This window comes from Homoserinibacter sp. GY 40078 (assembly GCF_008017545.1).
Classification (GTDB): domain Bacteria; phylum Actinomycetota; class Actinomycetes; order Actinomycetales; family Microbacteriaceae; genus Homoserinibacter.
In genome coordinates this window covers 1202453-1216737 of record NZ_VRTZ01000001.1, presented here as the reverse complement: position 1 = coordinate 1216737, position 14285 = coordinate 1202453, and the positions used below count along the sequence as shown (strand labels likewise).

At 69.4% G+C, this 14285-nt stretch carries 14 protein-coding genes; 4 read left to right on the top strand and 10 right to left on the bottom strand.

The annotated features are described in order from the left end of the window. Nucleotides 1-3 precede the first annotated feature (3 nt). The 4 genes from FVQ89_RS05885 to FVQ89_RS05870 are packed head-to-tail and all read right to left on the bottom strand — an operon-like array spanning nucleotide 4 to nucleotide 3804. On the bottom strand, nucleotides 4-819 hold the full coding sequence (locus FVQ89_RS05885) for a sugar phosphate isomerase/epimerase (RefSeq protein ID WP_255513449.1): 816 nt from the start codon (nucleotides 817-819) through the stop codon (nucleotides 4-6). After that, complete coding sequence (locus FVQ89_RS05880) at nucleotides 816-1589, bottom strand: triose-phosphate isomerase family protein (protein ID WP_147900930.1); 774 nt, start codon at nucleotides 1587-1589, stop codon at nucleotides 816-818. The genes FVQ89_RS05885 and FVQ89_RS05880 overlap by 4 nt, the downstream gene beginning before the upstream one ends. Next, complete coding sequence (locus tag FVQ89_RS05875; protein WP_147900929.1) at nucleotides 1589-2068, bottom strand: ribose-5-phosphate isomerase; 480 nt, start codon at nucleotides 2066-2068, stop codon at nucleotides 1589-1591. Before FVQ89_RS05875 ends, FVQ89_RS05880 begins: the two co-directional genes overlap by 1 nt. Beyond that, nucleotides 2065-3804, bottom strand: coding sequence for a dihydroxyacetone kinase family protein (locus tag FVQ89_RS05870; RefSeq protein ID WP_147900928.1), 1740 nt, complete (start codon nucleotides 3802-3804; stop codon nucleotides 2065-2067). Before FVQ89_RS05870 ends, FVQ89_RS05875 begins: the two co-directional genes overlap by 4 nt. 234 nt (nucleotides 3805-4038) lie before the next feature. On the opposite strand from FVQ89_RS05870, the gene FVQ89_RS05865 reads away from it, so the two are divergent. After that, a complete protein-coding gene (locus FVQ89_RS05865; protein WP_147900927.1) occupies nucleotides 4039-4776 on the top strand; it encodes a FadR/GntR family transcriptional regulator in 738 nt (245 codons plus the stop codon). Between the two features lie 13 nt (nucleotides 4777-4789). Here FVQ89_RS05865 and mmsB read toward each other — a convergent pair whose 3' ends face one another. The 5 genes from mmsB to FVQ89_RS05840 all read right to left on the bottom strand — a co-directional run bounded on the left by mmsB (nucleotide 4790) and on the right by FVQ89_RS05840 (nucleotide 10771). Next, nucleotides 4790-6031, bottom strand: coding sequence for a multiple monosaccharide ABC transporter permease (mmsB, locus tag FVQ89_RS05860; RefSeq protein WP_147900926.1), 1242 nt, complete (start codon nucleotides 6029-6031; stop codon nucleotides 4790-4792). Between the two features lie 26 nt (nucleotides 6032-6057). Then, the gene (mmsA, locus tag FVQ89_RS05855) at nucleotides 6058-7584 is read right to left on the bottom strand and encodes a multiple monosaccharide ABC transporter ATP-binding protein (RefSeq protein ID WP_147900925.1); all 1527 of its coding nucleotides are present in this window, start codon (nucleotides 7582-7584) and stop codon (nucleotides 6058-6060) included. Between the two features lie 89 nt (nucleotides 7585-7673). Further along, the gene (chvE, locus tag FVQ89_RS05850) at nucleotides 7674-8747 is read right to left on the bottom strand and encodes a multiple monosaccharide ABC transporter substrate-binding protein (RefSeq protein WP_187264969.1); all 1074 of its coding nucleotides are present in this window, start codon (nucleotides 8745-8747) and stop codon (nucleotides 7674-7676) included. A gap of 56 nt (nucleotides 8748-8803) precedes the next feature. Further along, a complete protein-coding gene (locus tag FVQ89_RS05845; protein ID WP_147900923.1) occupies nucleotides 8804-9655 on the bottom strand; it encodes a class II aldolase/adducin family protein in 852 nt (283 codons plus the stop codon). A gap of 105 nt (nucleotides 9656-9760) precedes the next feature. After that, complete coding sequence (locus FVQ89_RS05840; RefSeq protein ID WP_147900922.1) at nucleotides 9761-10771, bottom strand: LacI family DNA-binding transcriptional regulator; 1011 nt, start codon at nucleotides 10769-10771, stop codon at nucleotides 9761-9763. A 118-nt stretch (nucleotides 10772-10889) separates the two neighbouring features. Here FVQ89_RS05840 and FVQ89_RS05835 point away from each other — a divergent pair, with 118 nt between their 5' ends. After that, nucleotides 10890-11390, top strand: a complete 501-nt coding sequence (locus FVQ89_RS05835; protein ID WP_147900921.1) for a hypothetical protein — start codon at nucleotides 10890-10892, stop codon at nucleotides 11388-11390. Nucleotides 11391-11532: 142 nt separating this feature from the next. Beyond that, nucleotides 11533-12159, top strand: a complete 627-nt coding sequence (locus FVQ89_RS05830) for a hypothetical protein (RefSeq protein WP_147900920.1) — start codon at nucleotides 11533-11535, stop codon at nucleotides 12157-12159. Between the two features lie 35 nt (nucleotides 12160-12194). Here FVQ89_RS05830 and FVQ89_RS05825 read toward each other — a convergent pair whose 3' ends face one another. Next, a complete protein-coding gene (locus FVQ89_RS05825) occupies nucleotides 12195-13160 on the bottom strand; it encodes a metal ABC transporter solute-binding protein, Zn/Mn family (protein ID WP_147900919.1) in 966 nt (321 codons plus the stop codon). A gap of 106 nt (nucleotides 13161-13266) precedes the next feature. On the opposite strand from FVQ89_RS05825, the gene FVQ89_RS05820 reads away from it, so the two are divergent. Then, nucleotides 13267-14274 (top strand): permease, encoded by a 1008-nt coding sequence (locus FVQ89_RS05820; protein ID WP_255513448.1) that lies wholly within the window; start codon nucleotides 13267-13269, stop codon nucleotides 14272-14274. Nucleotides 14275-14285: the final 11 nt, after the last annotated feature.

Sequence of the window (14285 nt, the reverse complement as noted above, 5' to 3'; positions counted from 1 at the left end):
TGATCAGTGCTCCTTCAGGTAGTCGATGTTGTGAGAGGTCCAGTCGCGTTCGAGCTCGACGGTCGCGGCGAGGTCGCCCTGCCACGGCAACCAGTGCTCGACGATCCGACTGAGTCCGCGGGCGTCCGCGTCGACCGTGTCGACGAGGTGCGGGTAGTCGAGAAGCCCCTCGCCCATGCGCGCGCCGGCGAGGGTGAAGCCCACCCATCCGTCGCGGCGCGAGAAGGCGAAGTCCTTCACGTGGATGCCGGTGACGTACGGCGCACAGCGCTCGACCACCTCGCGCGGGTTCTCGAGGCCGGCGACGGTGTTCGCCGGGTCGAGGCAGATGCCGAGGCTCGGCGATCCGATCCGCCGCACGAGGTCGACGAGCTCGGTCGACGACACCTGCTCGTACGTCTCGAGCCCGAGCTGCACGTCGGCCGCCTCGTACGCGGGCAGCGCCTCACGCAGCATCCGCTCGGCCTCCGGGATCGTCGGCCGCGAGTCGGGTGCGAAGAGCATGCTGCGCACGTAGCTCGCCCCGAGCACGGCGGCGAGCTCGAGATACGACGCGAGGTGCGCAGGCGCGACGCCCTTCGTCCCGAGCTCGAGCCGGACACCGAGACGGTCGGCTGTCTCGCGGACCTCCTGCAGCTCTGCAGCGGAGAACGTCGCGAGGGGCGCGTAGTCGCAGATCTGGAACAGCGCGAGCCCCGCCTCTGCGGTGCGCTCGATCATCCCGGTGAGCGGAAGCGGACGGGGGTTCGGGCCGGTGGGCAGCGTCGCCGCGCCCTCCCAGAAGAAGGCGTAGGTGCCGAGGCCGAGCGGACTGGTCACGCGACCGCCGCCCGTCGACGATCCGCGAGGGCGGTCGCCTCCGCGAGCACGGCTCGTAGTGCCTCGGGGTCGTGCGCGAAGCGACCGAGGAACAGCCCATCGACGTCGTCGCCCAGCTCGGCGAGAAGACCCGGGCCGGCGCTGCCCCCGTAGATGACCGAGCTGCCCGCCCGATCCGCGAACTCCGCGACCAGGTCGCGCAGTCCTGCGCACACCGCACGGATGTGTTCGACCGCAGCGGGCTCGGGCGCGCCGATCGCCCAGACAGGCTCGTAGGCCACGACGAGGCGACCGGCGGGCGCATCCGCGACCGCCTGCAGCACCTGCTCGCGGGCGAACGCGAGCGCGTCGAGCGGATCCACACGAACCGGCTCCCCGACGCACAGCACCGGCACGAGCCCATTGCGGATCGCGGCGGCCGTCTTGCGGGCGACGACGCCGTCGGTCTCGCCGTAGAGGCGCCGCCGCTCTGCGTGCCCGAGCTCGACCATGCCGACTCCGACCTCCGCGAGCTCGGCGGGGCTCACCTCACCGGTGTAGGGGCCGGCGTCGTGGTCGGTCGCATCCTGCGCCGCGATCACGGCGCGGGTGCCCGCGACTGCCTCGAGCGCCGGGATCAGTTGCAGGTAGCCGGGCGCGATGAAGAGCTCCACGCGCCCATCGGCGACGGCAGGGGTCGCCGCGGCGATGTCGGCGACCTCGGCCGCCCACTCGCGGCCTGCTCGATGCCCGAAGTACATCTTCAGGCTCACACCCACCGTCACCGGCATCAGCAGCTCCCGGTGGCCTCGTACTGACCGATGACGGCGACCTTGTCGGCGCTCGCGCTCGCACGGTCGAATCGGTAGGTCAGCCACTCCCGCGCGAGGCGGCGCGCGAGCTCGATACCGACCACGCGCTGGCCGAAGCAGAGCACGTGGGCGTCGTTGGAGAGGATCGCGCGCTCGACCGAGAAGGAGTCGTGCGCAGTGACCGCGCGGATTCCGGGCACCTTGTTCGCGGCGATCGCGACTCCGAGACCGGTGCCGCACACGAGGAGGGCCCGATCGGCGTCCCCGCGCGCGACGATCTCGGCGGCGGCGATCGCGATCCGCGGGTAGGCGGTGTGCCCGTCGGCATCGACTCCGACGTCGGCGACGGAGGCCACGAGCTCGCTCGCCTCGAAATCCTTCTTGATGATCTCCTTGTAGTCGAAGCCTGCGTCGTCGGATCCGACCACGAGACGCAGGGGCTGGAGTGTGGTGCTCATCGGTTGCTGTCCTTTCCGGAGATGACGGCGGCCACGGCGGTGACGACGAGGCCGAAGGAGTGGGCGCCCGCATCGGGCGTGCCGAGACTGCGCTCGGCGTGCGGACGGGCCCGACCCATCCGCGGGAGGAGGTCGGCGGTGGCGGCGGCCGCCTCGGTGGCGGCTCGGGCGGCGGTGTCCCAGGCGGCGGCGAGCGGGTCCCCGGCGGCGGCGCGCTCGGCGAGGACCTCGACGAAGGGCACGATGGCGTCGACCATCGTCTTGTCGCCCACCTCGGCCTTGCCGAAGGTGCGGATGCCGTCGAGCGCGGCGCGAACACCCTCCGCGATCGCGGTGACGTCGGGCGCGCCCTCGTCGCCGACACGGGTGCCGAGGGCGCGGAGTGCGACGCCCCACAACGCTCCGGAGGTGCCGCCCGCGCGGTCCGACCACGCGTCGGCGGCGCGCACGAGCACCGTGCCGGCGCCCGCTCCCGCGGCGAGGGTCTCTCGGGCGGCGACCGCCGCGGCGGTCGAGCCGCGCTGCATGCCGATCCCGTGGTCGCCGTCCCCCGCGACGGCGTCGATCCGGCCGAGCTCCTCGACGTTCTCGTCGATGACGGTGGCGATCGCCTCCACGGCGGCGACGACGCGCGCCGCGGACTCCCGGGACGCCTCGGAGGCCGGCGCCATCACGGCCTCCGAGGGTGCCTGGTAGCGCGCCTCGGTGTCATCGAGCTCGCGCGGGGCGACGGAGCCGGTGCGGTAGCCGGGGGTGTCGGCAGCAGCGCTCCAGAGCCCCTCGAGCTCCTCGTCCAGCCAGAGGAGGGTGAGCGAGGCGCCCGCCATGTCGAAGCTCGTGCAGAATTCGCCGACCTGGGGCGAGACCACCTCGAGGCCCGCTTCCTCGAGGCGCCGGGCGACGCCCCCGTAGACCACGTAGAGCTCTTCGTACTTGACCGATCCGAGTCCGTTGAGGATCGGTACGACACGCTGGCCGCGCGCCTCGTCGATGCCGTCGGGCAGCTCACCCAGCAGCGTCTCGACGAACAGTTCGGCCAGGCCATCGGCGGTGGGGATGTCGGTTTCGCCGATGCCCGGCTCGCCGTGGATGCCGAGGCCGACGGCCATCCGCCCCTCGGGGACGGTGAAGAGGGGTTCCTCGGCCCCGGGGAGGGTGCACCCGGTGAAGGCGACCCCGAAGCTGCGGGTGCGCTCGTTGGCGAGCTCCGCGACGCGCACCATCTCGTCGAGGTCGTATCCCGCCTCGGATGCGGCGCCCGCCACCTTGAAGACGGTGAGGTCGCCCGCGATGCCGCGGCGCTTGTGCTTCTCCTCGCGGGGGGCGCTGGAGATGTCGTCGGTGACCCGGACGGTCCGGGTGCGGATGCCGTCGGCGTTCAGCTGCGCCTCGGCGGCGTCGAAGTTCAGCACGTCGCCCGCGTAGTTGCCGTAGCTGAGCAGCACACCGCCCCCGTGCTCGGCGGCCCGGGCGACACTCAGCACCTGCTGCGTGGAGGGCGAGGCGAACAGATTGCCCATGGCCGCGCCGTGCGCGATGCCCGGTCCCACCAGGCCGCCGAAGGCCGGGTAGTGACCCGATCCACCCCCGATCACGAGGGCGACCGTGCCCGGCTCGCTGCGCGTCGCACGGACGACGCCTCCCGTCACGGGTCGGACGTGCCCACGGTTCGCGGCGACGAATCCGGCGATGAGCTCGTCGGCGAACGCCGTCGGATCGTTGAACAGGCGGGTCATGCTTCCTTCTTCTTCTGTCCACGGTGGGATCGTGAGCGGAACATCGGCACCCCGTGGGGGGTGCGTGTGATGTCTACGTCGACTCCTTGTGTCTGACGGCGCTGTCGACGCGCGGCGGGCGCGTACAGGCACTCAGTATTGGTCAACCGGTTTCAGTTGTCAACCGGTTGACCAATTGCGTGAGACGCCGCTCCCACCCCCTGCCGAGAGCTCGAACGTTGCTAGCGTTACCGCATGCCGGCGTATCCCCAGGACGAATCGATGGCCATCTCGGCCGCGCTCGACCGCCTGCCGTCCGGCTCCCCCGTGTCCGCCGTCGCCACGCGCCTGCTCGAACTGTTCACGAGCGGATCCATCGCCCCCGGCACCCGGCTGCCCCCCGAGCGGCAGCTCGCCGCGAGCCTCGACGTCGGCCGATCCGCCGTACGCGAGGCCCTCGCCGCGCTCGAGGTGCTCGGCGTCGTCGACGTGCGCCCCGGCTCAGGCACCTACCTGCGCTCATCGACCAGCGAACTGCTCCCCCAGAGTCTCAGCTGGGGCATCCTGATCGGGCAGCGGTCCACCACCGAGCTCATCGAGGTGCGCGGCGCGCTCGAGATCTACGCCGCACGGCTCGCCGCCGAGCGCATGGACGCCGACTCGGCTGCCGAGCTCGACACGCACCTCCAGCGGATGGCCGAGACCCTCGACGACCTGCCCGCCTTCGTCGAAGCCGACCTGCAGTTCCATCTTGTACTCGCGCGAGCCACCGGCAACAGCGTTCTGCTCGACCTGCTTCAGATCATCCGCTCGCTGCTGCGCGTGTGGGTCGACCGCGCCGTCGAGGATGTCGACCACGCGCGCGCCGCGCTCGCCGAGCACACCGCCGTACGCGACGCGATCGCCGCGGGAGACGGCGACGCCGCCGCCTCGGCCATGGCATCTCACATGCTCACGGCCGGGCGGCGGCTCGCCAACGTGCAGCAGGCCTAGCCCGCCGCGATGCTCAGCGCCCCGAGCGGCGCTTGTTGTAGACGTCGAAGGCGACCGCGAGCAGCAGCACGAGGCCCTTCACGGCCTGCTGCCACTCGATGCCGATGCCCATGATCGACATGCCGTTGTTGAGCACGCCGATGATGAGACCACCGATGATCGCGCCGCCGATCGTGCCGACGCCACCCTGCACCGCCGCGCCGCCGATGAACGCGGCCGAGATCGCCTCGAGCTCGAATCCGTCGCCCGCCTTCGGCCCCGCGAGGTTCAGGCGCGCGGTGAAGATGAGGCCCGCGAGCGCCGCGAGCAGCCCCATGTTCACGAACAGCAGGAAGTCCACGCGGCGGGTCTTGATGCCCGAGAGCTCAGCCGCGTGACGGTTACCGCCGATCGCGTAGATGTGGCGGCCGAACACCGAGCGGTTCATGACGATGCCGTAGATCAGCACGAGCGCGGCCAGCACGATGAGCGTCACCGGGATGCCCTTGTACGAGGCGAGGGCGTAGGCGAAGAACGAGATACCGGCGGCGATGAGCACGAGCTTCGCGATGAACCAGGCGAGCGGCTCGACCTCCTGGCCGTACTTGATGCGTCCGCGACGCGATCGCACCTGCTGCACGACGATCGCGAGGATCGCGAGCGCACCGACGCCGAGCGTCAGCGGGTCGAGCTCGAACTCACCGAACACGTCGGTGAGGAAGCCGTTACCGAGCGCACGGTATTCGGTCGGGAACGATCCGATGTTCTGGTTACCGAGCACCACGAGCGCGAGCCCGCGGAAGATGAGCATGCCGGCGAGCGTCACGATGAACGCTGGGATGCCGACGTACGCGATCCAGAACCCCTGCCAGATGCCGACGAGCGCGCCGATCGCGAGCGACAGGATGATCGACAGCCACCAGGGAAGCCCCCAGTGCACGGCGAAGACGCCCGAGCAGGCGCCGACGAACGCGGCGACCGATCCGACCGACAGGTCGATGTGGCCCGCGATGATGACCATCACCATGCCGATCGCGAGCACGAGGATGTACCCGTTCTGCACGATCAGGTTCGAGATGTTCTGCGGGCGCAGCAGGATGCCGTTCGTCAGGATCGAGAACAGCACGACCACCGCGACGAGCGCGATGAAGATGCCGTTCTTACCGAGGTCGGACAGCACGTGGGTCAGCCACGAGGTGAACTTGTTCTCGGGCGGGTTGATGCTCCCGCCGACCGCCTGCGACTCCGTCGGGGTCGGGGTAGTGGGGTTCGACATTGCGGTTCCTTCTCCTCTTCCGCGCGTCAGCGGGAACGTTCCATGGTCATGAGGGTCAGCACCGATTCCGGTGTGGCCTCCTCGATCGGCAACTCACCGGTGATGCGCCCCTCCGAGATCGCGTAGACGCGATCCGAGATGCCGAGCAGTTCGGGCAGCTCGGAGGAGATGACGATGACGCCCTTCCCCTCGGCGGCGAGCCGGTTGATGATCGTGTAGATCTCGTACTTGGCGCCCACGTCGATGCCGCGGGTGGGCTCATCGAGGATCAGCACGTCGGGGTCGGAGTAGATCCACTTCGACAGCACGACCTTCTGCTGGTTGCCGCCCGAGAGCTTGCCCGTCTTCACGAGCACGTTCGGCGCCTTGATGTTCATCGAGCGGCGGAAGCCCTCGGCGACCTTGTACTCCTCGTTGTCGTGCACGAGCCCGGCACGCTCGAGCTTCCCGAGGGAGGCCATCGAGATGTTCCGCTTGATGTCCTCGATGAGGTTCAGGCCGTAGGTCTTGCGATCCTCGGTCGCGTAGGCGATGCCGTTCTGGATCGCCTCCGCCACGGTGCGCGTCTTGATCTCCTTGCCGCGCAGGAACACCTTCCCCGAGATCCGCGATCCGTAGGAGTGCCCGAAGAGGCTCATCGCGAACTCCGTGCGGCCGGCACCCATAAGGCCCGCGATGCCCACGATCTCGCCCGCACGGACGGTGATCGACACGTCGTCCACGACGACGCGGCTCGTGTCCTGCGGGTGGTGGGCGGTCCAGTGCTCCACGCGCAGCAGCTCCTCGCCGATGTGCGGGGTGTGGTCGGGGTAGCGATGCTCGAGATCGCGGCCGACCATGTCCTTGATGATGCGCTCCTCGGTGACGGCCTGGCGCGGCATGGTCTCGATGGTCTGACCGTCGCGGATGACCGTCACCGAGTCGGCGATCTTCTTGATCTCGTTGAGCTTGTGGCTGATGATGATCGACGTGATCCCCTGCTCCTTCAGGTGCAGGATCAGGTTCAGCAGGTGGTCGGAATCCTCGTCGTTGAGCGCGGCCGTGGGCTCGTCGAGGATCAGCAGCTTCACGCGCTTCGAGAGCGCCTTCGCGATCTCGACGAGCTGCTGCTTGCCGACGCCGAGCTGACGGATCGGCGTCGTCGGGTTGTCGCGCAGACCGACCCGCGCGAGCAGCTTCTGCGCCTCGTGGTTGGTCTTGTTCCAGTCGATGAGACCGCGGCTGGTCTGCTCGTTGTTGAGGAAGATGTTCTCGGCGATCGAGAGGTAGGGGCTGAGCGCCAGCTCCTGGTGGATGATGACGATGCCCTTCTCCTCCGAGTCGGAGATGTCGCGGAACGCGACCGTCTCGTTCTCGAAGACGATGTCGCCGTCGTAGGTGCCGTGCGGGTACACACCCGACAGCACCTTCATGAGCGTCGATTTGCCGGCGCCGTTTTCGCCGCAGATGGCGTGGACCTCGCCGCGAGCCACCTCGATGGTCACGTCCGAGAGCGCCTTCACGCCCGGGAAGGTCTTGGTGATGCCGCGCATCTCCAGGATGTTGTTCGTCACGATCGCCGACTTCCTCATTGATTCCGGAGATGGTGGGGGAGGAATGCCATCCTCCCCCACCACCGTGGGTGTGTTGAATACCCCGCTGTTTAGAGGCCGAGCTCCTCGGCCGTCCAGTAGCCGGTGTCGACGAGCGCCGACTCCACGTTGTCCTTCACGACCGGCACCGGCGCGAGCAGGTACGAGGGCACGACCTTGACGTCGTTGTCGTACGTCTCAGTGTCGTTCACCTCCGGCTCCTCGCCGTTCAGGATCGCGACGGCCATACCGGCGGCCACCTTCGCGAGCTCACGCGTGTCCTTGAAGATCGTCGCGTACTGCTCGCCCGAGAGGATCGCCTTGACCGAGTCGACCTCGGCGTCCTGGCCGGAGATGATCGGCCACTCGTCGCCGACCGTGTAGCCGGCGTCGGTGAGAGCCGAGATGATGCCGCGCGAGATGCCGTCGTAGGGCGACAGCACCGCGTCGACCTTCGAGCCGTCCGAGTAGTTCGCGGTGAGGAGGTCCTCCATGCGGCTCTGGGCGGTCTCGCCGTCCCAGCGCAGCGTCGCGGCCTGCTCGATCTCGGTCTGACCCGACTTCACGACGAGCGTGCCGTCGTCGATGAGCGGCTGCAGGACGTCCATCGCGCCATCCCAGAAGAAGAAGGCGTTGTTGTCGTCGAGCGAGCCGGCGAACAGCTCGATGTTGAACGGACCCTCGGGCGCGCCGTCGAGAGCGTTGCCCTCGAGGTCGGTGAGGCCGAGGCCGTTGAGCACCGTCCACGCCTGCTGCTGGCCGACGAGGAAGTTGTCGAACGTGGCGTAGTAGTCCACGTTCTCGGAGCCCTTGATGAGGCGGTCGTAGGCGATCACCGGGATGTCGCTGTCGGCGGCCGTCTGGAGCACCTCGGAGAGGGTGGTGCCGTCAATCGAGGCGATGATGAGCGCCTCGGCGCCCTTCGTGATCATGTTCTCGATCTGCGAGACCTGGGTGGGGATGTCGTCCTCTGCGTACTGGAGGTCGACCGAGTAGCCCTGCTCTTCGAGCGCGGCCTTGACGGCGTTGCCGTCCTGGATCCAGCGCTCCGAGCTCTTCGTGGGCATGGCGACGCCGATGAGGCCGCCATCGCCTCCGCCTGAGCCGCTGTCGCTGCTCGGGGCGCAGGCGGCGAGCGCGAGCATCGAGCCCGCCGCGACCGTGGCGAGCACGAACTTCTTCGTCTTCACGGGGATTCCTTTCACTGTGTGGTGCGGACGTCGTTGTCGGGGACAGTGCTCGGGATCGGGGTCGTCCGTGACCCGGTCCCGCCGCTCGGCCGGGCGGCGCCCGGTCGGGAGGTCGGATAGGAGTCCGCCGCGGCGGACTCGGCGGCGCGCTCAGCATCAGCGCGCAGACGGCGCTCGCGGATCGCGTGGATCTCGTCGGGCTCGAGCGCCGTGAGCGCGGATCCCTCGGGAAGACCGGCGCGGGCGAGCTGCACGGCGCGGGCGGCTTCCTCGAGCAGGACCGCGGCGCGTACGGCCGAGCGCGCATCCGCTCCGACCGTGTACGGGCCGTGCCGTTCGACGAGCACGGCGGTCGCCTCGGATGCGGTCAGCGTGCGGGCGATCGCGTCGCCCACCCGGTCGTCCGGGCCGACGTATGCCACGACGGGCACATCTCCGCCGAACTCGTCGGCGACTCCCGTGGAGATGCACGGCACGGGCTCGCCGCGGAGCGCGAAGGCGGTCGCATACGGCGAGTGCGTGTGCACGACCGCGCCGATCCGATCGGACGAGCGGTAGAGGTGCGCGTGCACGGCAACCCCGCGCGACGGCGGCAGCTCGGATCCGGGGGTGCCTGTGACGACCCGGCCGTCGAGGTCGACGAGCACCATCTTCTCGGGGCTCAGCTCGTTGTGGTCGAGGCCGCCGGGCTTGATGACGAAGAGTTCGGAGTCGGGGACACGGGCCGAGAGCACGCCGCTCGTCCAGCTGACGAGCCCCCCGCGCACGAGCATCTTATGCAGTCGGGCGACCTCGGCGCGGGTGCGCGCCACGGCCACTTCGACGCGTGGCTCGAAGCGGTTCACCTGGCCTCCCGACCTCATCGTCCGAAATGTGACCGGTAAATGTGACCGGTAACATCGAGCACTCTAACCGCATGGCAGCGCACCGTGTCAAGTCGGTGAATGTCTCGGGACGGTAACGCCCGATCAGCGCTCGAGAACCGCCGTGGAGGAGCGGATCATCAGCTGCGGCGGGATCGTGTGCGAGTCCTGGGCATCGAACTCCCCCAGCAGGAAGGCCACCGCGCGTCGCCCGAGCTCCGGAAAATCCTGTCGGACGGTGGTGAGCGGCGGCCAGAAATGGGCAGCCTCGGGGATATCGTCGAAGCCGATCACGCTCACGTCTCGGGGCACATCCACTCCCCCGTCGCGGAACGCGTGCAGAAGCCCCAGCGCCATCTGGTCGTTCGACGCGAACACGGCCGTGAAGTCGCGCACCCGCAGCAGCTCGCGTCCGGCGAAGTAGCCGAAGTCGGCGCTCCAGTCGCCGAGGATCGGCGCCGTCGTGGGCGCATCCCACGCGTTCATCTCGTCGAGGAAGCCCTGCATGCGCGCATCCGCCTCGATCCAGTCCTGCGGGCCCGAGAGGTGATAGATGGCGCGGTGGCCGAGCTCGAGCAGATGCCGGGTGGCGAGCCGCGCGCCCGCGTACTGGTCGAAGAACATTGCGTGGCCGTCGTCGCTCGTCGACTGCAGAGTCACGTACGGGACATCGAGCGGCAGCTGGGCGAGCGCCTCGAAGACGCGTACCTGCGGAGCGATGACCACGATGCCTTCGACCGCCTGGGCGCGCAGTTGTGCGAGCGCGTCGACGATCGACCCCTCGACCCCCGGGTCGAGGTTGGCGATGCTCACCCAGTAGCCGTTCGCGCGGGCGGCCGACTCGACCGAGGTCATGATCGACGCCGGTCCGTAATCGGTGCTCATGGCCGAGAGGATGCCGATCGTGCGCGAGCGACTCGAGGCGAGGGCACGAGCCGCGCGGTTGGGCTCGTACTGCAACTCGGCCATCACATCGAGAACCCGCTGGCGGGTGGTGTCGCGGATCGACGGATGCTTGTTGAGTACGCGCGAGACCGTCTGGTGCGAGACGCCTGCCACGCGCGCGACGTCCCGGATGCTCGGCGGGCGACCGGATGCCGACGGATCGGGTGACACGTGAACCTCTCGGGCGATGAGGGCACTGGGCGGCGAGTGCCGTCCGGCCATGATGGCACAGCGCGCGGGAAATGTGACAGTCACATTCTGCCTGGCTCCGGTCTATGCTGGCCGCACCATGAGCGAGATGTGGCGCGATCTTCCGCTGTTCGGGCGGGAGCGCGCGGACGAGTCGGGCGTCGGTGGAGGTTGGGCCGACGACCTCGCCGCCGTGCGCGACGCGGCCGCCGCGGCGCTCGCCGTGCACCCGGATCCGGCTGCCGCGGATGCGTTCGACGCCGCACTGCGCCCGGCGCGTCCGACCCGATCCGGACGCCCACGCGCGGTGAAGCTGGCCGAGCTCGATCGCGCCGTCTACGCCTACCTCGAGCTCTGCCGTCGCATCGGTGTCGCACCTCGCCTTCCCGAGCGCGCGGCCGGTGCCGTCGCGCTCGGACGAGCCGCCCGCGCGACCGTCGAGATCCGCGCGGTCATCGGGGGGCACGCGCTGCGCGCGACCGACGCCGAGTGGAGCTTCGGGCGCGGCCCCATGCTCGAGGCGCCCGCCGCGGAGCTGCTGGAATTCCTCGCGGGAACAGGAGTCGCGCCCCGACCGGCCGCGGACGGCGGATCCGCCTGACTCCCAGGCGGATCACAGCCCGATTGGTACCCTGGGGACGCGGCACAGGCCGCCCCCGATGCCTATGTTCACGACCTCCCCGCTCTCCGATCGCGCGAGACAGAACGTCCCGCGCGGCGTTCGGCGAACCCCGGGAGCACTCGTGGCCGGTGCCCTCGTGGCCGCGTTCGGCATGACCGCCTCTCTGGCTCTCGCGCCGCCCGAGCGGCCGAGCCAGGCATCCGTCGTGCACGCCTACGCAGTCAGCCACGCGCAGGAAGTCGAGGTCGAGACCGACGAGGCGGCCGAGCATCTCGAAGAGACCGGGGCTGCCGTCCGTGACGAGTTCGACGCGACCACCGGCATCGAGACCCTCAAGGCCGGCGGCACGAACTACGACTGGGCGAAACTCGTGCTCCTCTTCGCCGGCTTCCCGCAGACCGATGACAGCGTGACGGTCATCACCCGCTGGATGCGCCAGGAGAACTACGAGGACTCGTGGTGGAACCGCAACAACCCGCTCAACAACGGGTGGGGCGCGAGCTACGGGCCGGGCGGAACGGGCAGCAACGTGAACCTCGTCGAGGCGGCGCGGAACGCGGCGGATGCGCTCACGAGCTTCAGTGGCTACTCCGGCATCCGCGCGGCCTTCGAAGCCGGGGCCGACTCCGCGACGATCGAGGCGGCCATCTGGGCGTCACCCTGGGCGTCGGGCCACTACGCCAACGGTTCGCACTGGCACTACACGCCGGTGACGGTGGTCACCGCGCCCGCGTCAGCCTGGGGCTGAGCCCAGGCCGCGCGGGCGCCGCGACCACCGCGTGATCAGGCGAGTGCGGACTCGATGGCGTCGAGGTTCGCACCCATCCAGCCGAGGTAGTCCTCCCCGTCGGGGAGCAGCTCGCTGAAGGAGACCACCGGCGTCCCGGCCGATTCTGCCGCCGCGAGCACCTCCTCGGTCTGCGGACCGACCGTCTGCTCGTTGTAGGCGAGGAACGCGATGGAGCCGTCGGAGACCAGATCGATGACCTCCTGGACGACGAGCACGGGAGCGTCGGTGCCTTCCTCGACCGCTTCGCTGAACTCCTCAGGCGTCTCGTTGACGAGACCCGCAGCCTCCAGCAGGTAGAGCGGGACGGGCTCCGTGATCGCGACCCCCGCTCCCGCGTGGGCGTCGGAGATGCTCGTGGCACGATCGGCGAGCGCCGAGAGTCCGTCGGCGAACGCGTCGGCGTTCGCGGTGAACTGTGCGGCCGACTCGGGAACGATCTCGCCGAGCTCGTTCGCGATCTCGTGCGCGACGGCGTCCATCGCATCGAAGTCGTACCAGACGTGCTCGTTGAACTCGCCGTGGTCGTGGCCGTCGTCGTCTGCGTGCTCGTCGCCGTCGTCGTCCGCGTCGCCCTCGTCCGCGTGCTCGTCGCCCTCGAGGCCCGACACGTCGACCGCGTCGATGACCACCTGGTCGGCCGTGTGCGCATCGAGCAACGTCGAGACGAACTCGTCGTAGCCGCCGCCGTTCATCACCACGATGTCGGCCTCGGAGATCGCGAGGGCGTCGCGGCTCGTCGCCTCGTATTCGTGGGGGTCCTGTGAGGCGTCGTGGATGATCGCGGTCACCTCGGCGGCGTCGCCCGCGACGGTCTGGGCGATGTCGGCGTAGACGTTCGTCGATGCGACGATCGACACGGCATCGTCAGAGGACTCGTCGCCGTCGGTCGCGCATCCGGCGAGGACGAGCGCGGTGACGGCGGTGGCGGAGAGCAGGAGGGCAGTGCGGGTGGAAGTCATGTCGACGACGCTAATCGCTAATGATAATGATTGTCAAAACGAACAGGGGATGCGACGCGCGCGCGAGATCTGCGAAGACTCAGGCCACGCCGCCTAGCCTGATTCGGTGCAGACGAAGCGCGCGGGCCTCCCCCTTGGCGTATGGGCCCTCGCTGCCGCCGCCCTCCTCGCCGCCATGCTCGCGATCCGCACCGCGAGCGCCGCTGCCGCACCGGCGGATGTGCTGCCGTCGGCCCTCCGCGATCTCGTGACGCTCTCGCTGTCGGTGTTCATCGAGTCGCTGCCGTTCGTGTTCCTCGGCGTGCTCATCTCGATCGTCGTCCAGGTCTGGGTGCCCGCCGCCGTCTTCGACCGGCTCATGCCGCGCCGCCCCGCCGCCCGGCGCGTGGCGATGTCGATGCTCGGCGTCCTGCTGCCGGTGTGCGAATGCGGCAACGTGCCGCTCTCGCGGGGGCTCATCATCCGCGGCTTCACCGTGTCGGAGTCGCTGACCTTCCTGCTCGCCGCGCCGATTCTCAACCCCGTGACCATCATCACCACCTACCAGGCGTTCGGCTTCGACCACGGCATCCTCGTCGCCCGGGTGGTGGGCGGATTCATGATCGCGAACCTCGTGGGCTGGCTGTTCAGCCGCCACCCGCGCCAGCACGAGCTGCTCACGCCGAAGTTCGAGGCGAGTTGCCGCGCTCACGGGGACACACCCGCGGCCGGATCGAGGATGCGCCGCAGCGCCGTCGGGTTCGCCGAGGAGACGAGCGCGATGCTGCCCGCACTCCTCATCGGCTGCTTCCTCGCCGGGGCGATCCAGGTCGGCGTGCCGCGCGACGTGCTCATCGCGCTCGGCGGCGACCCGATCTGGTCGGTGCTCGCGCTCATGGCGCTCGCGTTCGTTGTGGGGGTGTGCTCGAACGTCGACGCGTTCTTCATCCTGTCGTTCGGATCGACGTTCATGCCGGGCGCGATCGTGGCGTTCCTCACCTTCGGGGCGATGGTCGACGTGAAGATGCTCGCGCTGCTGCGCACCACCTTCACAACGGCCACGCTCGCCCGCGTGACGGCGGTCGTGGGGCTCTCTTCCCTCGTGATCGGATTCGGGGTGAATCTTCTTGCGTGAGCGTCTTCTCT

Excerpts from the sequence above, each read along its gene's own strand:
- FVQ89_RS05880 (WP_147900930.1), bottom strand. The coding sequence starts at position 1,589 with ATGCCGGTGACGGTGGGTGTGAGCCTGAAGATGTACTTCGGGCATCGA.
- FVQ89_RS05875 (WP_147900929.1), bottom strand. The coding sequence starts at position 2,068 with ATGAGCACCACACTCCAGCCCCTGCGTCTCGTGGTCGGATCCGACGAC.
- FVQ89_RS05870 (WP_147900928.1), bottom strand. The coding sequence starts at position 3,804 with ATGACCCGCCTGTTCAACGATCCGACGGCGTTCGCCGACGAGCTCATC.
- FVQ89_RS05865 (WP_147900927.1), top strand. The coding sequence starts at position 4,039 with ATGCCGGCGTATCCCCAGGACGAATCGATGGCCATCTCGGCCGCGCTC.
- mmsB (WP_147900926.1), bottom strand. The coding sequence starts at position 6,031 with ATGTCGAACCCCACTACCCCGACCCCGACGGAGTCGCAGGCGGTCGGC.
- chvE (WP_187264969.1), bottom strand. The coding sequence starts at position 8,747 with ATGCTCGCGCTCGCCGCCTGCGCCCCGAGCAGCGACAGCGGCTCAGGC.
- FVQ89_RS05845 (WP_147900923.1), bottom strand. The coding sequence starts at position 9,655 with ATGAGGTCGGGAGGCCAGGTGAACCGCTTCGAGCCACGCGTCGAAGTG.
- FVQ89_RS05835 (WP_147900921.1), top strand. The coding sequence starts at position 10,890 with ATGAGCGAGATGTGGCGCGATCTTCCGCTGTTCGGGCGGGAGCGCGCG.
- FVQ89_RS05825 (WP_147900919.1), bottom strand. The coding sequence starts at position 13,160 with ATGACTTCCACCCGCACTGCCCTCCTGCTCTCCGCCACCGCCGTCACC.